A 20,535-nucleotide genomic window follows, 5' to 3' on the forward strand; every position below is an offset into this window, starting at 1 on the left:
TCACGGCACGTCGGGGTGGAACGGCGCGGCGCTGTCGGGGCGGTCCGGATCGAGCAGCAGCTTCACGCGCAGTTCGGCCTGTTCGAGCGCCGTCTGGCAGTTGCGGTAGAGGGCGACGCCGCGCTCGAACGATTTGAGCGAATCGTCGAGCCCGAGGTCGCCCTGCTCCATACGGGAAACCAGTTGTTCGAGTTCGTCCAGCGACTTCTCGAACTCGGCGATCTGATTCGGCGTTTCGGTAGGGGTGTTCGACATGGCGCGAAAGCTAACGCGTCGCCCCGCAAGGGTCAATCGCAACGTGCGCGTTTTGACGGTTGGGTCTCGCCGCTCCAGACGACGCGCAGGCGTTGTCGCCCGAGCCATGCCGCGCCGTCCTCGCTCAGCCAGTAGTCGCCGACCGCGACGAGCGTGTCGCCGAGCGACACGAGCGGAACGCGTCCGCGCCGCCACGGCGGCATGCCGGCGTGCTGCATGAGATCGCGCAGCTCGCGCGTATGACGATCGCCCGCGGGCCGCAGACGCTCGCCGCCGCGGCGAAACGCGACGGTCAGCGCGACGCCGTCCGGCCGGGCGGCGTGGGCGTCGACGGGTTCGAGCGACAGCCGGCCGCAGCCGGCGGGCAGGGCGAGCGGCGAGCCGTCCCAGGCGTCGACGCGCCAGTCGACCGGCGGGGCTTGCAGCGGCGCCATCGCATGGATGTGGTCGCGGTAGCGGCGGATTTCGGTGCCGGCCCACGCGACGCACGGCAGCTTGTCCGACTCGGCCCGCGCGAGCTGCCGCTCCAATTGTTCGATGTGCAGAATTTCTGGTGTGGACAAATCAAGGTCGCGCAGCCACAGGCGCAGCGCGTTGGCGCGCAGCGCGTCGGGCAATGCCAGCCATTCGCGCCAGCGCAGCGTTGCCGGATCGACGCCGCGCAGCGGCGCGAGCGCGGCATGCGCCGCCTCGTCGAGATATTCGGCGGCCTGCGCGAGCCAGCGCGCGCTGTGCGCGATCGCGGCGTCGGCCTGCGCCCAGCGCCGGCGCACGAGCGGCAGCACGTCGGCGCGCAGGAAGTTGCGCGCGTGGCGCGTGTCGGCGTTGCTCGGGTCGTCGACGACGGCGAGTCCGTGCGCGTGCGCGTAGGCGCGCAGCGCGTCGCGCGGCACGTCGAGCAGCGGTCGCCACAAGTGTCCCGCACCACACGCGCGCAGCGCGCGCATGCCGGCAAGCCCTTCGGGTCCGGCGCCGCGCAGCAGCTTGAGCAGCACGGTTTCGGTCTGATCGTCGCGATGGTGCGCGAGCGCGAGCAGTTCGCCCGGCGCCAGCGCCGTGGCGAACGCCGCGTGACGCGCGGTGCGCGCGACCGCTTCGAGCCCGAGTCCGCGCGCGGCGCCGACGGCCACGCGCTCGACGGTCAGCGGCACGTCGAGCGCCGCGGCGAACCGACGGCAGTGTCCGGCCCACGCGGCGCTGTCGGCATGCAGTGCGTGATCGATGTGCAGCGCGCGCAGGCCGCGCGCGCGCGCGGCGTCGGACGCGGCGAGCGCGTGCAGCAGCACGGTCGAATCGAGGCCGCCGGAAAATCCGACGCAGATCGCGCCGTAAGGCGCGCCGGCCAGCGCGCGCTGCAGCCAGCCGGCGGTCGTCGGCGTCACACGCCCTTGTACGCGCCGTACTTGCGCAGGCGCTGGTAGCGCTGTTCGAGCAGCGTCGGCGCGTCGACGCGTTCGAGAATGTCGAGCTGACCGAGCAGTACCTGCTTGAGCTTTTCGGCCATCGCCGGCGGATCGCGGTGCGCGCCGCCGAGCGGTTCGGCGACGATCTGGTCGACGAGCCCGAGTTCGGACAGGCGCGGCGCGGTGAGACCGAGCGCCTCGGCGGCATCCTTGGCTTTTTCGGCACTTCTCCACAAAATCGACGCGCAGCCTTCCGGCGTGATGACGGAATACGTCGCGTATTCGAGCATCAGCGTACGGTCGCCGACGCCAATCGCCAGCGCGCCGCCCGAGCCGCCTTCGCCGATCACGGTGCAGATCACCGGTACGCGCAGTTCGCTCATTTCCAGGAGATTGCGCGCGATCGCCTCGGACTGCCCGCGCTCTTCGGCGCCGACGCCGGGATAGGCGCCGGGCGTGTCGATCAGCGTGAGGATCGGCAGGCGAAAGCGTTCGGCGAGCTTCATCAGGCGCAGCGCCTTGCGATAGCCCTCGGGGCGCGGCATGCCGAAGTTGCGGCGGATCTTGGTCTTGGTGTCGCGGCCTTTCTGGTGGCCGATTATGACGACCGAACGGCCGTCGATACGGCCGACGCCGCCGACGATCGCGGCGTCTTCCGCATAGGCGCGGTCGCCGGCGAGCTCGTGGAATTCCTCGCACATCGCGCCGATGTAGTCGAGCGTGTACGGACGCGACGGGTGCCGCGCGAGCTGCGACACCTGCCAGGGCGTCAGCGCCTTGAAGATCTCGGCGGTCTTGAGCTTGAGCTTGTCCTTCAGCCGCGCGATTTCTTCGTCGATATTGAAGGCCTGACCGTGGCTGGCGTGACGCAGCTCCTGGATCTTGGCCTCCAGTTCGGCGATCGGCTGTTCGAAGTCGAGGAAGTTCGGATTCATTCGCTGCAGATGGCCGGACAAAGGCGCGCAGTATAGCGGCTCGCTGCGGCCGGAGTATGGGTCGGCGCCGACAAAATCGACGCACGAAGTAAGGAGTTGGCGTTCAATTGGCGGAACTGGCGCGCGTTAGCAGCAGTTCGGCGGACTTCACGCCGGGCAGCCGGTTCAAGGCGCGCATCAGATCCGGACCTGCCCGTACGCGCCACTCGCTGCCGAGGTCGAGTTCGGCGCGGCCGGCAGCCGATGCGTAGGCAAGGCGCAGCGGCGTCTGCCCGCCGCGGTAGGCGAGCAGGGCGGTACGCAGGCTGTCGACGAACGTCGGCCCCACGCCGTTGAGGACGATGCGGATCGACCGCGCGAAGCGTTCCAGCGCCTGGTCGAGCGTCACGACGCTGCGCGCGCGCAGCTGGTGCGCGTTCGAAAAGTCGTCGAACGACAGGCCGCCTTCGATCACGAGGATCGCGTCGCGCGTCAGGAGCGGCCCGAATTCGACGAACGCGTCGCGGAAGAAGCTCGCTTCGATGCGGCCGCTCCAGTCCTCGATCTGCACGAACGCCATCGTGTCGCCGCGCTTGCGCAGGCCGACCACCTGGCCCGCGATCGTCCACGGCGTGTCGGGGCCGCGGCGGAAGCGGTTGTCGCCGTCGTCGTCCTTGCGCGGACGCATCTTCGGCGGCTGGTATTTCTGCTCGATGTCGCCGAGCGGACACGTCGCGAGCTGCAGCAGCTGCGGCTTCCACGAATCGGTCGGGTGCCCCGACAGATAGTGCCCGAGCGTTTCGCGCTCGCCGGCGAGCAATTGCTCGAGCGGCCATTCCTCGACGACGGGCAGGTCGAGCTTCGGCGCGACGGGACTCGACGCGCCGAACATGTCGTTCTGGCCCGCGAGCCGGTCGCGCGCGGCCTGCTCGGCGGCTCTGACGACCTCCGGCAGCTGTGCGGCGAGCGTGGCGCGTGTGGGCGCCAGATCGTCGAGCGCGCCGGAATGGATCAGCGCCTCGAGCACGCGCTTGTTGATCTTCTGCGCGTCGATGCGCTGGCAGAAATCCAGAAGATCGACGTAGCGGCCGCCGCGCTCGCGCTCGGCGACGATGTTTTCGCATGCGCCCTTGCCGGCGCCCTTGATCGCGCCCAGGCCGTAGCGGATCGTGCCGTCGTCGCGCGCGTGGAACATGTATACCGAGTCGTTGACGTTCGGCGGCAGCACGCGAATCTTGAGCGCGCGCGCCTCGTCGAGGAAGGTCACCACCTTGTCGGTGTTGTCCATGTCCGACGACAGCACCGCGGCCATGAACTCGGCCTTGTAGTGCACTTTCAGCCACGCGGTCTGGTAGGCGACCAGCGCGTAGGCGGCCGAATGCGACTTGTTGAAGCCGTACTCGGCGAATTTTTCCATCAGGTCGAAAATGGAACTGGCGAGGTTCGCGTCGACGCCGCGCTCGGACGCGCCGCTCTCGAACTTGACGCGCTCCTTCGCCATCTCCTCGGGCTTTTTCTTGCCCATCGCGCGGCGCAAGAGGTCGGCGCCGCCGAGCGAGTAGCCGGCGAGCACCTGGGCGATCTGCATCACCTGTTCCTGGTACACGATCACGCCGTAGGTCGGCGCGAGCACGGGTTCCAGCGACGGATGCGGATACGTCACGGCCGCGTTGCCGTGCTTGCGGTCGACCCAGTCCTTGTCCATCCCCGATCCGAGCGGGCCGGGGCGGAACAGCGCGGCGAGCGCGATGATGTCTTCGAAGCGGTCGGGCTTCGCGCGCTTGAGCAGCTCGCGCATGCCGCGCGATTCGAACTGGAACACCGCGACCGTGTCGCCGCGCGCGAACAGCGCATAGCTTTCGGCGTCGTCGAGCGGCAGCGCGGTGATGTCGAGCGGCGCCTCGCCCTTGCGCGCGCGGCGCCCGTTGATCGCCTTGACCGCCCAGTCGATGATCGTGAGCGTGCGCAGGCCGAGGAAGTCGAACTTGACGAGGCCGACCGCCTCGACGTCGTCCTTGTCGAACTGCGTGACGACGCCGTGGCCGCCGGCTTCGCAGTACAGCGGCGCGAAGTCGGTGAGCTTGGACGGAGCGATGACGACGCCGCCGGCGTGCTTGCCGGCGTTGCGCGTGAGGTCTTCGAGTTCGAGCGCGAGATCGAGCAGCGCCTTGACCTCTTCCTCTTCGTTGTAGCGCTGGATCAGTTCGGACGAGCTGAGCGAAGAATCCTTCTTCGCCGCGGCCGAGCGGCCGAGCGCGTCTTCGAGCGACACGCCGAGCGTCATCGGAATCAGCTTGGCGATGCCGTCGACGAAGCCGTAGGGATGGCCGAGCACGCGACCGCAGTCGCGCACGGCGGCCTTCGCGGCCATTGTGCCGTACGTGATGATCTGGCTGACGTGGTCGCGGCCGTACGCGGTCGCGACGTAGTCGATCACCTCGTCGCGGCGGTCCATGCAGAAGTCGACGTCGAAGTCGGGCATCGACACGCGTTCGGGATTCAAGAATCGCTCGAACAGCAGGTCGTACGGCAGCGGGTCGAGATCGGTGATGCCGAGCGAGTAGGCGACGAGCGAGCCTGCGCCCGAGCCGCGGCCGGGGCCGACCGGAATGTCGTTCTGCTTGGCCCAGTTGATGAAGTCGGCGACGATGAGAAAGTAGCCGGGAAAGCCCATCTTGACGATGACGTCGACTTCGATTTCCAGGCGCGATTCGTAGTCGTCGCGCGTGCGCTCGGGCGCGGGGCCGTGCTTGGCCAGGCGCGTGGCGAGGCCTTCACGCGCCTGCTCGCGGATGTACGTGTCGAGCGTATGGCCGGGCGGCACCGGAAACGCCGGCAGGTAGTAGGTGCCGAACGACAATTCCAGATTGCAGCGTTTGGCGATTTCTACACTGTTGGCGAGCGCTTCGGGCAGATCGGCGAACAGCGCCTCCATCTCGGCCGGCGATTTCAGGTACTGCTCGGTGGTGTAGTCCTTCGGGCGCTTGGGGTCGCCGAGCACGCGGCCCTGGTGGATGCACACGCGCGCCTCGTGCGCGAGAAAGTCGTCGCGTTCGAGAAAGCGCACGTCGTTGGTCGCGACGACCGGACAGTCGAGCGCCGGCGACAGCGCGATCGCCGCGTCGTTGAACGCCGCCTCGTTCGCGGCGCCGACGCGCGTGAGTTCGAAATAGCAGCGCCCTGGGAACAGCGCGAGCCATTGACCGCAGCGCGCCGCCGCGGCGTCGTGCTTGCCGGCGACGAGCAGATGGCCGACGTCGCTGTCGCGACCGATCAGCGCGATGAGGCCCGCGGAAAGGCCGTTGAACCACGCCGGTTCGATCTGCGCGTAGTCGCCGTGCTGGCCTTCGGTGTACGCGCGCGAAATCAGGCGCGACAGGTTGAGATAGCCGTCGCGGTTCTGAGCGAGCAGCGTCAGCCGCGTCGGCTTGTTGCGGTCGGCCGGATTGGCGACCCACAGGTCGGCGCCGGCGATCGGCTTGATGCCGGCCTTTTCGGCGTCCTTGTAGAACTTGACGAGGGCGAACAGGTTGACCTGGTCGGTCAGGGCGAGCGCAGGCAGATCCGCCTTCGCGCACGCCGAGACGAGCGAGCCGATGCGAATGGTCGAGTCCACCAGCGAGTATTCGCTGTGGACGTGCAGGTGGACGAAGCGTGCGGTCATGACTTCCGGGTCCGGTGGGGCAGGTTACGGACATGGGCGGGCAGGGACAAGGCTTGACATGCTCGACCCGGCAGCGGCTGCCGTTCGCGGCGTATGGCGTGTGATCATTGCGCGCACCAATCCGGGACAGAAAAACGCGCGCGCATGCGCCGTCGCAACGATGCCGACGCTGATTCTGAGTCCGAGATATACCGACGATACCCAGGCGCTGTGGCGCGCCGCGACCGCGGCCGGCTGGCAGGTCGAACGCCTCGCCGGCTGGCGCGTGCCGCCGCATCTGCGCGAACGGCGCGACGTCGTGCTGCACGTCGAGGCGCTGTTCGCGCCGATGCTGGCCGAGGCTTTCGGCCTCGCGCTGTCGAGTCCGCCCGAAGACTGGCTCGTGCGCCTGCCGGCGGAATACCGCCGGCGCGAGATTCGTCTGGCGACGCTCGGCGAGGCGCGGTCGCTCGCCGCGCCCGCGTTCGTCAAACCGCCGAACGACAAGAGCTTTCCGGCCGCCGTGTATGCCGGCGGCGATCTGCCGCGCGACTACGACGACGCGATGACCGTGCTCGTATCCGAGATCGTGGCGTGGGAACAGGAATATCGCTGTTTCGTACTGGATCGCCGCCCGATGACGTTCTCGATCTACAGCCGCCACGGAGAACCGCAGCAGGATGCCGGCTTTCGCAGCGATGCCGCCGAAGACGACGCGATGCGTACGTTCGTCGATGTCGTGCTCGCCGATCCGCGTGTCGACCTGCCGCGCGCGGCGGTGCTCGACGTCGGCCTGATCGCCGGTCGCGGCTGGGCCTGCGTCGAACAGAACGCGGCCTGGGGCGCGGGCATCTACGGCTGCGATCCGCGCAGCGTGCTCGAGGTGATTCGCCACGCGGTCATGCCGCGCGACTAGCGGATGTAGCGCGCGTTGCCGATCGTCAGATGCAGCGCCGGACTCGGTTCCCGCGCAAGACCGAGCCGTTCGCGCAGATCGAGCATCGCCGCGCATTCGACCGGATACCAGACGTAGCCGTCGGTCTCGCGCGCGTTCGGGGCGTAGTCGAATTCGATCGTCGCGCCGTCGAGTTCGCCCCAGGCGCGCACGTCGTGCGGTTCTTCGCCGCGGATGACCGAGATATGCGGCCCCCACAGCGGCGCCTGCAGCGTGCGCGTGCGGCGTTTTTCGATCGTATACAAATGCCGAAGATAGCGGCCGAGCTCGGGATCGCAGTCGACGATGAGCCACCAGCGGGTCGTGCCGCCGTCGCGGCGCGTGTGCACGCCGGCGCGCAGCGCCGGACTGTAGCGCAGCGTGCCGAGCGAGCGGATCACGGTCGCAGCGCGAGCGCGGAACCCGAGAACGGCAGCACGGCGGCATACGTCGGCGACGGCGGCGCGATCGGCGTTTCGGCGGCCGTGCCGAATTGCGTGACGCCGGCGCCGAGGAGTTCGCGCAGGTCGTAGCGGCGGCCCTGGAACTCGAACGGCGTCGCGTCGACGAAACGCGCCGAGAAGACGTTCGACGCGAGGATCGGCGTCGTTCCGGTATCGACCGTCGTGCCGACGACGACGCTGACCCGGCGCAATGTCGCGATGCGCTCACCCTGCGCGAAGGATGCGGGATCGTCGAAGTTGCCGCCCGGCGTGCGCTGCAGGTAGATCGAGAATTCGCCGACCGGATCGAGGCCCAGGCTCAGCGCACCGTTGGTGACGCCCTTTTTCAACGCGAACGGTTGCGCGGCGAACGTGAAATGCGCGGTCGTCTCGCTTTTCGCGCCATTGAACAACTCGGCGTCGATGCCGGCCAGATGCAGGAAATAGCCGTAGTCGGCGACGGTGGTCGACGTCGCGTAGAAACGGCCGGTGACGTACCAGGCGAGTTCGGCGGACAGCAGCGTGGTCATGGACGAATCCGGTTTGCGGGAATCGCCCGATTGTAGAGGCCGCGTTGTGGAATCGCGCAAGATGCGAAAGGATCAGCGCCGCGGACGCATCGCCCCATGGGTCGGGTGATAGATCCCGCTGTGCACGTAGGACTCGATGCCGTGCTCGCGCAGGTTCGCCTCGATCGTATCGTGCGCATGCGCGAGCTGCTCGCGCGTCAGCTTGAACTCGTGCAGGAAGGCCGAGGGTGCCGCTTCGATCGTTGGTACCACGAGATCGGGGCTGCGAGCGCCGAGGTTGTACAACAGTGTGAACACTTTCGGCGGTGCCTCAAGCGTGGGACCTGCAAACCGCAGACCGAAATCGTTGGCGTCGAAGTGCAGATCTGGATTGGCTCTGATCATGTTCACGGGCCGAACTTAACACATCCGATATTGACGTCAGGTTAAAGGGTTGCGTACTCCCATAGATGGCGATCGATATACGTGGCCGAAATTTCGCCATAGCCAGGGCGGGGTGCGAGCTGCCCCGGCGAAGGGAGTTCGTAGCCCCACGCCGCAGACCAGCTGTTGCGAAAGATGAATGTGCCGCCGAGCAGGTCCAGCGGGTTCGGCACATAGCCGACGAGTAGCACAGCATGGCCTCCGCTGACGACCGACCGCGGCGGCGGATTCATTACGGCGCCGAATCTTTCGCCGCCGGGCATGTTCCAGTTGTCTCGGCTGCTGAGCGCGTCATGGAACACCGGCACTGAAACAGCGACCGGGCATCCCTTGCGCAGCAACGCAAGTATCGGCGCGGCGTTACCGCTGCGTGCACCTGCGACGTGGTTATGGCCTGCGACGCGCCGCCGGCTCGCGTCGAACTTTGCGGACAGGCTCGGATTCGCGGCGTCGCCTTGCGACGGATTGCCGACGAGTGGCACCGGGTTGTAGGGCCATTCGCTTTCCAGGCAGATGCCGCGATTCGTCAACGCCGCGAGTGCATCGGCGCAACTGGTGCCCTCGCGCGTCGGCCAGCGATCCCCGTTCATCTTGATAGCCCACTGCAGAAACTGTTCGGACAGATCGACGGCGCCTTGGCCGGCCTTGCACAGCGCGTGTTCGTACAGGGCGGTTACGGCGTGCACGACGCAGGTGCCGCGCTGTCCCTGCGAACGCACGGGCCAGTCGCCGCATCGGTCGATGCCGACGTCGACCTCGCCGTCGAGCGACGCCCGAGCCGTTGTGCCGTCGAGTTCCAGTGGTACGAGATCGCCCTCCTGCCAGTACGCGGCAACCGGCGCCGTAGCGCCGAATTCATGCGGCGGCAGCTTGCGATATTGCTCGGCGTATTCGGTGTAGCGTTCGACGGCCGGATCGCCGCTCGCGTAGAGCGCCGAACTGATTTCGGCGGCATCGAGCAACCCGGCCTCGGCGAGCGACGGGAAGTTGTCGAGCACGCTGAGGATGGCCGTGACGTCGTGTGCGCCGGCCTGGTGCAGTACGAGCAGCGCTTCGCGCGGAATGCCGCCGTCGCGCAGGTAGCGGTACAGCGGCACGGCGTCGACGATGTCGACGGCCGGTTGGGACGACGAGTTCGGGAACATCGCGCCTCCGTGCGTGACGCGATTGCGACGGCGTCAGGCTAGCGGCGGATTCGACGGGTGCGAAATAATACCTTCAGGTACGTTGCAACAATGTCGCATCCGGCGAGAGCGCGTCGAACAGCCCCGGCTCGAGCAGCGCGCGCACCGGGGCGAAACTGCGCCGGTGCTGCGCGCACGGCCCGAGGCGCTTGAGCGCATCGAGATGTTCCGGCGTGCCGTAGCCCTTGTGCTGCGCGAAGCCGTAGCCGGGATGCCGCGCGTCGAGTTCGCGCATGTGCCGATCGCGCGCGACCTTGGCGAGAATGGATGCGGCGCTGATCGCCGGTTCGCGCGCGTCGCCGTCGACGATCGCGCGCGCGTCGCAGCGCAGCGACTTCGGCAGTCGGTTGCCGTCGATCAGCGCGAGCGCCGGCGCGAGCGCGAGCGCGTCGAGCGCGCGCCGCATGCCGAGCATCGTCGCCTGGAAGATGTTGACGCGGTCGATGTCGTCGACGTCGATCGCGACGACGCTGTAGGCGAGCGCGCGTTCGCGGATCTTCGCGTCGAGTTCGTCGCGCCGCGCTTCGGGCAGCTGCTTGGAATCGTCGAGCCCCGCGAGCGCGCGGCGGCTGCGGTCGAGGATGACCGCGGCGACGTAGACCGGTCCCGCGAGCGGCCCGCGCCCGGCTTCGTCGACGCCGGCGACGAGCACGTTCGCGTCGAGTCGGGCGGCGGCGCTCTGAGGTCGTCTAGTCCTTGAGCGCATGCAGCGTGCCGTAGACGTAGTCGTGGTACGACTCGAGAATCTTCGGATCGGGGCAGTCGAAATAGCGGCCCTTGCAGCGGTCGCGCAGCAGGGTGTTGGCTTCGTAGAAGTCGTCCTTGCGCAAGTCGGCGACGTCGAGCAGCAGCGATCCGAGGTAGATGATGTCGAGTACCGGAAAGTTGAGCTTGCGGCGTAGTGGAAAATTTGACTTGAGCATGTAGTACGTGACCTTGGTCGGGTCGGACACGCCCTCGGGCACGACTTTCTGCAACGCGTTGATCGCGCCGTCGAACGACGGCTGGTGGTCGCCGAAGTGCAGCAGCACCGTGCGGCGGTCGGTCGCGAACAGCTTCTGCTCGAGTTCGGCCATCGCCTGCTCGGACTGTTCCAGGCGCGCCAGATAGTTGGCGAGGTTGAGGTTGAGCCACGCGTCGAGCTTCTTCGGAAAGAGCGTCTTGTTGTACGGCGACGGCAGCTGCGACAGCTGCGTCATGTGCGGGCCGTGCTGGCGCAGCGTCAGCATGAACACGAACAGCGGCGTGCCGGGATGTTCGGCGCGCTCCTGCGCGTAGATGCGGTCGAACACCTTCAGGAGGTCGAAGTCGGTCGCCTCCCACGAGAGGCCGTAGTCGGGGCCGTCGTAGAAGCGGTCGAAGCCGTAGAAGCCGTAGGCGTTGCGCGCATTGATGAACGTACCGGACATCGGGTAGATGACGACCGTGCGATAGCCGTTCGCCTTGAGCACGCGCGGCAGGCTGTACTCCACGCGCGGCGCGAGGTTGAACGGCGCGTACAGGCCGGCGTTGCCGAACAGGATGTGCGCCATGCTCGTGAGGAACGCGAACTCGCTCGTCCACGTGCCGCCGCCCCAGGTGTGCACCTGCAGGTAGCCGGTCGCGCGCGTGCGCGCGTCGCTCTTGAACATCTTGCGCTTGCACAGCGGCAGGTTGCAGGCCGCGAGCATCGTCGGATCGAACGTCGATTCCTCGAGCACCGCGACGATGTCCGGGCGCTGGCGCGGATCGCCGATGCTGGCGACCTGCTCGTTCCAGACGAGCCGTTCGGCCGCGCCTTCGACGAGCACCGGCGGTTCGATCTGCGTCGAATAGAACGAGATGAAGAAGTCGGTGATGTAGCTCTTGTCGTTCATCGCCGCCCACATGCCCTTGCCGTAGATGTCGGCGAACGGGCCGGTCGGCACGAGCACGGCGGCGAGCGCGCCGCACGAGACGAGCGTGCCGAGCGCGAACAGGCTGCGGCGCAGCCAAGGCCTGAGCGAGGCGAAGAAGGTCGGCCGGTCGATGCGCCAGATGCCGACCAGCGCGAGCGGCAGGATCACGAGGCCGATGAACGAGGCGATCATCAGGAGCGGGTAGCGCGCGATCACCTCGAGCGTGTCCGCGTTGACGAAATAGACGAGATCGGGCGCGAGCAGCGGCGTCGTCAGATACGTCACCTTGAGCACGCTGCTGGTCAGGATCAGGCTGAACAGGCCCGCGGTGGCGATCAGGCTGAACGCGATCCGGCGCGTCAGGAACACGAACAGCGCGCAGACGCTGCCGGAAAGCACCACGGTGTAGACGCGCTCGTGCGCCGTGCCTTCGCTCAAAGGGCCGTTGACCAGCATCGCGACATAGGCCAGGACCGCCAGCACGTGCAACAGCAGGCTGCGTCGGTCGAGCGCGGGGAGGAAGGGCATCGCGGCTATCGGCGGGCGTCGGTGGCGCGCATGTTGAGGTGCGCGCGCGGGAGGGTCAATGGGGCTCGCGCGGCGCGGCGTCGCCGCGGTCGCGCGCAAGCAGTTCGTCGACCGCCGCGGCGGCGCCGCGATCGCCGTCGCCTTTGAGCAGTTCGTGCAGGCGTTCGAATTCGGCGACGAGCGTCACCCGCGCGGCCGTGTCGCGGAACAGCTTGAGCACCGCCTCGGCGAGCGCCGCGGGCGTGCAGTCGTCCTGCAGGATTTCCGGCACGAGATCGCGCCCGGCGAGCACGTTCGGCAGCGAGTAGCGCGTCGTGCGCATCAGCTTGAACCAGGTGACGATGCGATACGTCCACGGCGCGATCTTGTACGCGACCACCATCGGACGCTTCGCGAGCATCGCCTCGAGCGCGGCGGTACCCGAGGCGAGCAGCACGACGTCGGCCGCGACGAGCGCGGCGTGCGCGTCGCCGTCGATCAGCTTGATCGACGCGCGCGGCGCGGCGTCGAGATCGGTTGCGGCCTCGGCCTGCGCGTCGGCCGTGCCGACGCCGAGCGTCGCCGCTTCGGCTTCGACGAGCGCACGGCAGGCCGGCGTCGCCATCGGCGCGACGACCTGCAATTCGGGCAGCGCGGCCTGGCAGCGTCTGGCCGCGTCGAGAAAAACGGTGCCGAGCCGGCGGATTTCGCCGAGACGGCTGCCGGGCAGCACCGCGAGCACCGGCGCATCGTGGCGCAGGCCGAGCCGGTCGCGCGCGGCGCCGCGGTCGGTGACGCGCGAGAAACGGTCGGCGAGCGGATGGCCGACGAAGCGGGCGTCGACGCCGTATTTTTCGTAGATCGCCGGCTCCATCGGAAACAGGCACAGCACGAGATCGGCGCTGCGGCCGATCTTCGCGGCGCGGTTTTCGCGCCACGCCCAGACCGACGGGCTGACGTAGTGCACGGTGCGGATGCCGGCGTCCTTGAACGCGCGCTCGAGCTTCAGGTTGAAGTCGGGCGCGTCGATGCCGATGAACACGTCGGGCTTGAGCGCGAGCACGCGCCTGCGCACGTCGGCGCGAATGCGCAGCAGCTCCGGCAGGTGCCGCAGCACTTCGACGAGCCCCATGACCGACAGCTTTTCGGCCGGATGCCAGGCTTCGAGTCCGGCCTCGACCATCAGCGGGCCGCCGATGCCGACGAAGCGCGCGTCCGGATGGCGTTCGCGCAGCGCGTGGATCAGTCCCGCGCCGAGCAGATCGCCCGACGCTTCGCCGGCGACGAGCGCGAACAGCGGTGCGTCGGCCACGCCGTCAGCGCACCAGCGAGCGCTGGCTGCGTTCGATGAAGTCGAGCATCAGCTTGACGTCCGGCGCGTCCGACGCCGCGCGCGCGAGTTCCTCGCGCGCCTCGGCGAGCGGCAGACCGGACTTGTACAGCGTGCGGTACGCGCGCTTGATCGACAGGATGCGGTCGCTGCCGAAGCCGCGGCGGCGCAGGCCCTCGCTGTTGATGCCCTTGGGTTCGGCGAAGCTGCCGGCCACGGTGACGTATGGAGGCACGTCGCGGTTGATGATCGAGCCCATCGACGTGAACGCGTGCGCGCCGATCTGGCAGAACTGGTGCACGAGCGTGAAGCCGCCGAGGATCACCCAGTCGTCGACGATGACGTGCCCGGCGAGCGACGCGGCATTGGCGAAGATCACGTTGTTGCCGACGATGCAGTCGTGCGCGAGGTGCACGTACGCCATCAGCCAGTTGTCGTTCCCCACGCGCGTGACGCCGCCGCCGTCGTCGGTGCCGCGGTTGAACGTCACGAATTCGCGGATGACGTTGCGGTCGCCGATTTCCAGCAGCGAGTTCTCGCCGTGGAATTTCTTGTCCTGCGGATCGGCGCCGAGCGACGCGAACTGCCAGATGCGGTTGTCGCGGCCGATGCGGGTCGGGCCTTCGATCACGACGTGCGGACCGATCCAGGTGTTGTCGCCGATCTCGACGTCGGCGCCGATCACGCTGAACGCGCCGACGCTGACGTTGTGGCCGAGCTTCGCGGCCGGGTCGATCAATGCGCTCGGGTGGATCATCAGTCGTTGCGCTCCGCGCACAGCAGTTCGGCCTCGGCCACGGGCTGGCCGTCCACGAGCGCCTGGCACCAGAACTGGCCCATGCGCCGGATCATGCGTTTCTGTTCGACGTTGAGCACGAGCTGGTCGCCCGGCGCGACGATGCGCGCGAAGCGCGCCTTGTCGACCTTGACGAGGTAGAACAGCGGATGCTGGCTCGGATCGAGTTCCGACGACAGCTGCACGAGCAGGCCCGACGCCTGCGCCAGCGCCTCGATGATCAGCACGCCCGGCATCACCGGGTGGCCCGGAAAGTGGCCCTGGAAGAACGGCTCGTTGATCGTGACGTTCTTGAGCGCCTTCAGGCGCTTGCCGGCTTCGAACTCGACGACGCGATCGACCAGCAGGAACGGATAGCGGTGCGGCAACAGGTCGAGGATGCGGCGCACGTCCAGCGGCTTGTCCAGGCTGGAGGTCGAGTCGTTCATGTGAAGCTGTCCTTTTTTCTTTTTCCAAGGCTTTCAGGCGACGCGCCATGTCGTCCAGATTGCGGAAACGGGCGGCGTTCCGGCGCCAGGCGCGATTCTCCTGGATCGGCGTTCCCGAAGAGTATTCGCCCGGCGCATGGATCGAATGGGTGACGAGACTCATCGCCGTGACGGTGACCCGGTCGGCGACGGTCAAGTGGCCTAGGATACCGGCTGCGCCGCCGATGAGACAGTAACGGCCGATTTTGGCCGAGCCTGCGACCGCCGAGCAGCCCGCCATGGCGGTGTGCGCCCCGATCACGACGTTGTGGGCGATCTGGATCTGGTTGTCCAGGCGCACGTCTTCCTCGAGCACGGTGTCTTCGAGCGCGCCTCGGTCGATCGTCGAGTTCGCGCCGATCTCGCAATCGTCGCCGATGCGCACGCCGCCGAGCTGCGGCACCTTGATCCAGCGGTCGCGCTCGAACGCGAGGCCGAAGCCGTCCGAACCGATCACCACGCCCGGGTGCACGAGCACGCGTAGGCCGAGCGTGACCCGCGTGACCAGCGTCACGCGGGCGACCAGCCGCGAACCCGCGCCGATCGTGCAGTCGGGGCCGACGATCGAACCGGGTCCGACGATCGCGCCGGCCTCGACGACCGCGCCGGCTTCGATCACGCAGTGCGGGCCGACGCTCGCGTCGGCCGCGACGTGCGCGTCCGGCGAGACGACCGCGGTCGGGTGGATGCCGGGCGCCGCGACCGGCGGCGGTTCGAACAGCGCGGCGATCTTCGCGTAGGCGACGTACGGGTCGTGCGCGACCAGCGCGGCGCCGTTGCGCAGCGGCGCGTCGTCGGCGCGCAGCACCACGACGCCGGCGGCCGACGCCTGCATCTGCGCGCGATACAGCGGGTTGGACAGAAAGCTCAGCTGGTCGGCGCCGGCGCCGGCCAGCGTCGCGACGCCGCGGACGACGAAGTCGCCGTCGCCGCGGCGCTCAAGGCCGAAGCGCTCGGCCAGATCGGCGAGCCGCCAGGAGGTAAGGGTCTTGCTCATGGTTTGGGCGTCGGGGCGGTATAGGTGCGGCGCAGGCGTTCGAGCACGCGATCGGTGATGTCGATGCGCGGGTCGGCGTAGACGACGGGGCTCGGCACGACGAGGTCGAGCCCCTGTTCGCGAGCGTACTCGACGACGACGTTGTTGATTTCCTGCCAGCTCTTGTCGAGCTCGGCGTCGCTGCGGGTCTTGAGTTCGGTGCGCAATTCGTCGCGAACGCGCTTGATCGACCGGTCGAGCGCGTCGATTTCGCGCTTGCGCGCGTCGGCGTCGGCCTTGGACAGGAGCGGGGCGTCGCGGTCGTAGGCTTTCTTCAGTTCGGCCAGCCGCGTCTCGTCGGCCTTGAGCGCCGTGTCGCGGCCCGCGAACTCGCGCTGCAGGCGTTCGCGGCCGGCCTGTACCTGCGGCGCGCTGTCGAGCAGGCGTTTCATGTCGACGTAGCCGAGCTTGCCCTGTGCGGACGCGACGACGGGCAGCAGCGCGAGCGCCGCCGTCAAAGCCCATCGTCCGTTTGCACGCTGGCTCACGCATCCTCCGAAGGAAAGCCCGGGTCGCCCCGCAGCCGTGAGCCCTATCATGCCAGTTCCGCACCGCCGAATGGCTGCGACGCAAAGTCTAAACAAGTGGCCGCAAGTGTTTGTCCCTTAGATGTTAAATCGAAGGGCAGGGCGATGCTGCCGTAGGGCGCGGGTCGGCGTAAAGTCTGACGACGCGGCCCGGCGCCGAACCGTCGCGAAGACGGCAAGGGAGATGGCGCTGTTGCCGTTGCTCGCCAGGGGCCCCCAGGCCAACGGGCGGCTCCGGCCAGGGGCGTGGGTGCCTGCGGCGCTACCGAACGCGCGGCGATCACGCGAGCGGCCGGAGAACCCGGCCGCTCAATATTGACGTTGCATTATTGACGTTGCGTCGCCGACGAAGCGCGGCGGATCAGAACTGCGTACCGAACGAAAACTGAATCGTCTCGGTGCGATCGCCGTCCTTCTTGCGGATCGGCCGCGCGAGGTTGACCGTGATCGGACCGACCGGCGCCTGCCACTGCAGGGCGAGACCGGTCGACGCGCGCAGTTCGCTCGCTTCGAAATCGTTGTAGCTCTTGTACACGTTGCCGACGTCGAGGAACGCGGAGATGCGCACCGAGTCCGAATCCTTCGCGAACGGCGTCGGCAGGATCAGTTCGGCCGTGCCGAGCACCTTGAAGCCGCCGCCGAGCGGCTGGCAGTAGCTCTTGAGGTCGGCCGGGTTGTAGCGCACGCAGGGCCCGAGCGTGTTGTCCTCGAAGCCGCGCACGTCGCGCACGCCGCCGGCGTAGAAGTTTTCGAAGAACGGCAGGCCCGACAGGCGTACGCGCTGGTCCTTGATCGGCGAGTCGGGATCGACGCGGCCGATCGCGTCCTTGTACGTGTCGCCGTAGCCGAGGTTGCCGGACAGCAGGAACGTCAGCTTGTCCGCGATCGGGAAGTAGTGCGCGCCCTGGTAGTAGATCTTGTAGTACTCGATCGTCGAACCCGGCAGCGCGATTTCCGCCGAGATCGACTGCAGGCCGCCGCGCGTCGGCGTGAAGTACTTGTTGCGCGTGTCGTGCGCCCACGACGCCGTGAGGTTCCACGTGTGGATCGTGCGGCGGTCGAGGTCGGTGATGTATTCGACGATGCTCGGCGGCGTGTAGGCCGGATTCGTGTTGATCTCGGTCTTGTTCAGGCCGAACTGGAACTGGATGCCGTCGGTTTCGCCGATCGGCACGCCGACGAACGTCGAGAACGCCGTGGTGTCGGTCGAGTAGTCGGCGATGTTCGCCTCGCCCTGGTTGATGTTGCGCACCGACAGGTTGTAGCCGAGGCTGACCGCGCTGTCGGTCAGGTACGGCTGCGCGTAGCTGACGTCGTAGCGCTTGAGATAGCCCGAGCGCTGGATCGTCGTGGAGATGCGGTCGCCGGTGCCGAGGAAGTTGTTCTGCGACACCGAGATGCTCGCGATGATGCCCTGCACCTGCGAGTAGCCCAGGCCGAACAGCAGGCTGCCGGACGGCTGCTCTTCGACCGTCACCTGCATGTCGACCTGATCTTCGCTGCCGGCGACGCGCGGCGTGTCGATCTCGACCTTCTTGAAGAAGCCCAGGCGCTGCAGGCGCACCTTCGAGCGGTCGATCGCGGCTTGCGAATACCACGAGCCTTCGAGCTGGCGCATTTCGCGGCGCAGCACTTCGTCTTCGGTGCGCGTATTGCCCTTGAACGTGATGCGGTTGACGTACACGCGCTTGCCCGGCTCGACGAAGAACGTGATTTCGACCGTGCGTTTTTCCTTGTCGATCTTCGGCACCGGCGTCACTTCGGCGAACGCGTAGCCGATGTTCGACAGCACCGCGGTCATCGCGCGCGCGCTGCGCTCGAGCTTGTGGCGCGAGAACTGGTCGCCGTCCTTGGTCTGCAGGAGCTTGCGCAGCGTTTCTTCCGGCAGGATCAGGTCGCCCAGCAGCTTGATGTCGGAAATCGTGTACAACTCGCCTTCGTGGATATTGGCGCTGACGTAGATGTTGCGCTTGTCCGGGCTGATCGACACTTCGGTCGAGTCGACGTTGAAGTCGGCGTAGCCGCGGTCGAGGTAGTACGACGACAGCTTTTCAAGATCGCCCGAGAGCTTTTCGCGCGAGTACTGGTCGTCGCGCGAGTACCACGAGGTCCAGTTCGTCGTGTCCGATTCGAATTCGTCGCGGATGTCGTCGTCGCTGAACGCGGTGTTGCCGACGACGTTGATCTGCTTGATCTTCGAGGCCTTGCCCTCGGCGATCACGATGTTGATGTTGACGCGGTTGCGGTCGAGCTGGGTGACCTTCGGGTCGATCGTGACGTTGTACTTGCCGCGGTTGTGGTACTGGCGCGTCAGTTCCTGCGTCACGCGGTCGAGCTGCAGGCGGTCGAACGTCGCGCCTTCTTCGAGGCCGATGCCCTTCAAGCCCTTGCGCAGTTCTTCTTCCTTGAGCTCCTTGTTGCCCTTGAGCGTGATCTTGGAGATCGCCGGGCGCTCGACGACGTTGACGACGAGGATGTCGCCCTGGCGCGTCATCGTCACGTCCGAGAAGAAGCCGGTCTTGAACAACGCGCGTATCGCCTTTTCGGCCGCGTCGGTGGTCAGGCGATCGCCCTTCTCGACGGGCAGATAGGTGAACACCGTGCCGGGCGCGATGCGCTGCAGGCCGTCGATGCGGATGTCCGAGACGACGAAGGACTCGAACGCGTGGGCCTCGGCGGCGAGGCAGGCAAGCAGGAGCAGTGCGGCGATACGCTTCATCGTCAATCCGTGGGTTTTGTTATTCGGAAAGTCTTCACAAGTCCACCCTTGGCCTTGTTCGGACTTGCGGGGCGGGCCGGACCGGCCCCGTTTCTCACCGGCCGCGCGCTGTCGCACGCGGCCGGCGGGCAAAGCATTACGTTCGGGCGCGAATCAAGACGGAAGCTGACGCATGATGTCGTTGAACAGCGCAAGCCCCATCAGCGCGGCCAGAAGCACGAGCCCGGCATATTGGCCGGCGATCAGAACGCGCTCGCTGACCGGGCTGCCCTTGATGGATTCGATAAGGTAATACACGAGGTGTCCGCCGTCCAAGATCGGAATCGGCAGCAGGTTCATGATGCACAGGCTCAGCGAGATCAGCGCGAGGAACTGGATGAACCAGGCGATGCCCTTCTGTGCCGAGACATTGGCGTATTCGGCGATCGAAATCACGCCCGACAGGTTGTTCAGCGACGCCGTGCCGATCAGCATGCGCTTGAGCATCCCCAGCGTCTGCGTCGTGAGATTCACGGTTTCGCGCCAGGCGGCCGGGATCGCGTCGAGCGGGCCGTAGCGCAGCAGCGCGTCGTACGGTGCGTCGGCCGGGGCGCCCAGGCCCAGGCGCCAGACCTTTTCGCCGTTCTTTTCGGTGTCCTGGCGCGCCTGGACGGAGAGATTCACCGTCTCGTCGCCGCGCCGGACGGTCAGCGCGAGCGGCGCTCCGGCGCTCGATTCGCCGCGGATAGCCAGGACCATCGCTTCCCAGTCGGGCGTCGGCTTGCCGTTGACCGCGCGAATCTCGTCGCGCACCTGCAGGCCTGCCTTTTCGGCCGGGCCGTTCTTTTCCAGCGTGCCGACGATCGGCATCTGGAACTGCTTGGGCACGAGCCCGGTCGCGCGCATCGCGGCGGTTTCGTTCTTGCCGGCTTCGATCTTCGACAGGTCGAGACGGCGCGTCTGCGGACTGCCCGACGGGTCGATCACCTTGACGTCGACGGGGTGGCGGTCGATCGCGGCGGTCACCAGCGTCAGCGTCGCGTCGGTCCAGGTGGTGACCGGCGTGGCGCCGATCTGCACGAGGCGGTCGCCGTCGACGAAGCCGCTCTGCGCCGCGATGCCCTGGACGCGGCCGACGATCGGCTGGTAGTCGGGCTTGCCGATCACGAACATCGCCCACAGCGCGACCAGCGTGAACAACAGGTTCGCGGCCGGGCCGGCGATCGTGATCGCGGCGCGCTTCCAGACGGGTTTCTTGTTGAAGTCCTGCGCGATTTCGTCGCCGACGAGCTCGGTTTCGCGCGAGTCGAGGAATTTGACGTAGCCGCCGAGCGGAATCGCGGCGATCACGTATTCGGTGCCGTCCTTGCCGATGCGCTTCCACAGCGGCTTGCCGAAGCCGATCGAGAACCGCAGCACCTTCACGCCGAGGCGGCGCGCAACCCAGAAATGGCCGAATTCGTGGAAGGTGACCAGGATGCCCAAGGTCACCAGAAGCCACCAGATCGAGCCGAAGAAGTTGATCATCGCGTGTTTTCAGGGTTGTCCGGGGCGCCGGCCGCCAGGGG

Annotated in this window: 17 protein-coding genes and 1 pseudogene; 1 reads left to right on the forward strand and 17 read right to left on the reverse strand. The window is 67.4% G+C overall.

What is annotated here, in order from left to right:
* The 4 genes from OD750_RS06475 to dnaE all read right to left on the reverse strand — a co-directional run bounded on the left by OD750_RS06475 (nt 1) and on the right by dnaE (nt 6,236).
* On the reverse strand, nt 1-255 hold the full coding sequence (locus OD750_RS06475) for an exodeoxyribonuclease VII small subunit (RefSeq protein WP_263543440.1): 255 nt from the start codon (nt 253-255) through the stop codon (nt 1-3).
* Between the two features lie 32 nt (nt 256-287).
* Nucleotides 288-1,637 carry a tRNA lysidine(34) synthetase TilS gene (tilS, locus tag OD750_RS06480; RefSeq protein ID WP_263543441.1) on the reverse strand — a complete coding sequence of 450 codons (1,350 nt, stop codon included), beginning with the start codon at nt 1,635-1,637 and terminating at the stop codon, nt 288-290.
* Complete coding sequence (locus tag OD750_RS06485; RefSeq protein ID WP_263543442.1) at nt 1,634-2,593, reverse strand: acetyl-CoA carboxylase carboxyltransferase subunit alpha; 960 nt, start codon at nt 2,591-2,593, stop codon at nt 1,634-1,636. The genes tilS and OD750_RS06485 overlap by 4 nt, the downstream gene beginning before the upstream one ends.
* Nucleotides 2,594-2,696: 103 nt before the next feature.
* Nucleotides 2,697-6,236 (reverse strand): DNA polymerase III subunit alpha, encoded by a 3,540-nt coding sequence (gene dnaE / locus OD750_RS06490; protein ID WP_263543443.1) that lies wholly within the window; start codon nt 6,234-6,236, stop codon nt 2,697-2,699.
* A 160-nt stretch (nt 6,237-6,396) separates the two neighbouring features.
* Between dnaE and OD750_RS06495 the strand changes: the two genes are divergently transcribed.
* The gene (locus OD750_RS06495) at nt 6,397-7,131 is read left to right on the forward strand and encodes an ATP-grasp domain-containing protein (RefSeq protein WP_263543444.1); all 735 of its coding nucleotides are present in this window, start codon (nt 6,397-6,399) and stop codon (nt 7,129-7,131) included.
* Here the strand turns inward: OD750_RS06495 and OD750_RS06500 are convergent.
* From OD750_RS06500 to rseP, 13 genes and pseudogenes are all read right to left on the reverse strand, one after another.
* Entirely contained in the window at nt 7,128-7,550 is a 423-nt protein-coding gene (locus OD750_RS06500) for a ubiquitin family protein (RefSeq protein ID WP_263543445.1), read from the reverse strand. The two genes, OD750_RS06495 and OD750_RS06500, sit on opposite strands and share 4 nt — an antisense overlap.
* Nucleotides 7,547-8,122, reverse strand: coding sequence for a hypothetical protein (locus OD750_RS06505; RefSeq protein ID WP_263543446.1), 576 nt, complete (start codon nt 8,120-8,122; stop codon nt 7,547-7,549). The genes OD750_RS06500 and OD750_RS06505 overlap by 4 nt, the downstream gene beginning before the upstream one ends.
* 72 nt (nt 8,123-8,194) lie before the next feature.
* On the reverse strand, nt 8,195-8,506 hold the full coding sequence (locus OD750_RS06510; protein WP_263543447.1) for a hypothetical protein: 312 nt from the start codon (nt 8,504-8,506) through the stop codon (nt 8,195-8,197).
* A gap of 41 nt (nt 8,507-8,547) precedes the next feature.
* The gene (locus OD750_RS06515; protein WP_263543448.1) at nt 8,548-9,642 is read right to left on the reverse strand and encodes a C1 family peptidase; all 1,095 of its coding nucleotides are present in this window, start codon (nt 9,640-9,642) and stop codon (nt 8,548-8,550) included.
* Between the two features lie 121 nt (nt 9,643-9,763).
* Nucleotides 9,764-10,435, reverse strand: a complete 672-nt coding sequence (gene rnhB / locus OD750_RS06520; RefSeq protein ID WP_263543449.1) for a ribonuclease HII — start codon at nt 10,433-10,435, stop codon at nt 9,764-9,766.
* Complete coding sequence (locus tag OD750_RS06525) at nt 10,419-12,134, reverse strand: LTA synthase family protein (protein WP_263543450.1); 1,716 nt, start codon at nt 12,132-12,134, stop codon at nt 10,419-10,421. The genes rnhB and OD750_RS06525 overlap by 17 nt, the downstream gene beginning before the upstream one ends.
* Nucleotides 12,135-12,189: 55 nt before the next feature.
* Complete coding sequence (gene lpxB / locus OD750_RS06530) at nt 12,190-13,425, reverse strand: lipid-A-disaccharide synthase (protein ID WP_263543451.1); 1,236 nt, start codon at nt 13,423-13,425, stop codon at nt 12,190-12,192.
* 4 nt (nt 13,426-13,429) lie between these two features.
* On the reverse strand, nt 13,430-14,200 hold the full coding sequence (gene lpxA, locus OD750_RS06535; RefSeq protein ID WP_263543533.1) for an acyl-ACP--UDP-N-acetylglucosamine O-acyltransferase: 771 nt from the start codon (nt 14,198-14,200) through the stop codon (nt 13,430-13,432).
* Nucleotides 14,200-14,667: a 3-hydroxyacyl-ACP dehydratase FabZ gene (fabZ, locus tag OD750_RS06540; RefSeq protein ID WP_263543534.1), complete on the reverse strand. Its 468-nt coding sequence runs from the start codon at nt 14,665-14,667 to the stop codon at nt 14,200-14,202. The genes lpxA and fabZ overlap by 1 nt, the downstream gene beginning before the upstream one ends.
* Before the next feature lie 13 nt (nt 14,668-14,680).
* A pseudogene (lpxD, locus tag OD750_RS06545) lies at nt 14,681-15,703 on the reverse strand (UDP-3-O-(3-hydroxymyristoyl)glucosamine N-acyltransferase); the annotation flags it as partial.
* Nucleotides 15,700-16,230, reverse strand: coding sequence for an OmpH/Skp family outer membrane protein (locus tag OD750_RS06550; protein WP_263543452.1), 531 nt, complete (start codon nt 16,228-16,230; stop codon nt 15,700-15,702). The gene OD750_RS06550 and the pseudogene lpxD, both read right to left, overlap by 4 nt.
* Nucleotides 16,231-16,630: 400 nt before the next feature.
* A complete protein-coding gene (gene bamA, locus OD750_RS06555; protein WP_263543453.1) occupies nt 16,631-18,988 on the reverse strand; it encodes an outer membrane protein assembly factor BamA in 2,358 nt (785 codons plus the stop codon).
* A 153-nt stretch (nt 18,989-19,141) separates the two neighbouring features.
* Entirely contained in the window at nt 19,142-20,494 is a 1,353-nt protein-coding gene (gene rseP / locus OD750_RS06560) for an RIP metalloprotease RseP (protein ID WP_263543454.1), read from the reverse strand.
* Nucleotides 20,495-20,535 lie beyond the last annotated feature (41 nt).

The sequence above is a fragment of the Tahibacter soli genome, assembly GCF_025717065.2.
GTDB classification, from domain to species: domain Bacteria; phylum Pseudomonadota; class Gammaproteobacteria; order Xanthomonadales; family Rhodanobacteraceae; genus Tahibacter; species Tahibacter soli.

Excerpts from the sequence above, each read along its gene's own strand:
- rseP (WP_263543454.1), bottom strand. The coding sequence starts at position 20,494 with ATGATCAACTTCTTCGGCTCGATCTGGTGGCTTCTGGTGACCTTGGGC.
- dnaE (WP_263543443.1), bottom strand. The coding sequence starts at position 6,236 with ATGACCGCACGCTTCGTCCACCTGCACGTCCACAGCGAATACTCGCTG.
- OD750_RS06510 (WP_263543447.1), bottom strand. The coding sequence starts at position 8,506 with ATGATCAGAGCCAATCCAGATCTGCACTTCGACGCCAACGATTTCGGT.
- lpxA (WP_263543533.1), bottom strand. The coding sequence starts at position 14,200 with ATGATCCACCCGAGCGCATTGATCGACCCGGCCGCGAAGCTCGGCCAC.
- OD750_RS06475 (WP_263543440.1), bottom strand. The coding sequence starts at position 255 with ATGTCGAACACCCCTACCGAAACGCCGAATCAGATCGCCGAGTTCGAG.
- OD750_RS06485 (WP_263543442.1), bottom strand. The coding sequence starts at position 2,593 with ATGAATCCGAACTTCCTCGACTTCGAACAGCCGATCGCCGAACTGGAG.
- rnhB (WP_263543449.1), bottom strand. The coding sequence starts at position 10,435 with ATGCGCTCAAGGACTAGACGACCTCAGAGCGCCGCCGCCCGACTCGAC.
- OD750_RS06525 (WP_263543450.1), bottom strand. The coding sequence starts at position 12,134 with ATGCCCTTCCTCCCCGCGCTCGACCGACGCAGCCTGCTGTTGCACGTG.
- fabZ (WP_263543534.1), bottom strand. The coding sequence starts at position 14,667 with ATGAACGACTCGACCTCCAGCCTGGACAAGCCGCTGGACGTGCGCCGC.
- OD750_RS06505 (WP_263543446.1), bottom strand. The coding sequence starts at position 8,122 with ATGACCACGCTGCTGTCCGCCGAACTCGCCTGGTACGTCACCGGCCGT.
- bamA (WP_263543453.1), bottom strand. The coding sequence starts at position 18,988 with ATGAAGCGTATCGCCGCACTGCTCCTGCTTGCCTGCCTCGCCGCCGAG.
- OD750_RS06495 (WP_263543444.1), top strand. The coding sequence starts at position 6,397 with ATGCCGACGCTGATTCTGAGTCCGAGATATACCGACGATACCCAGGCG.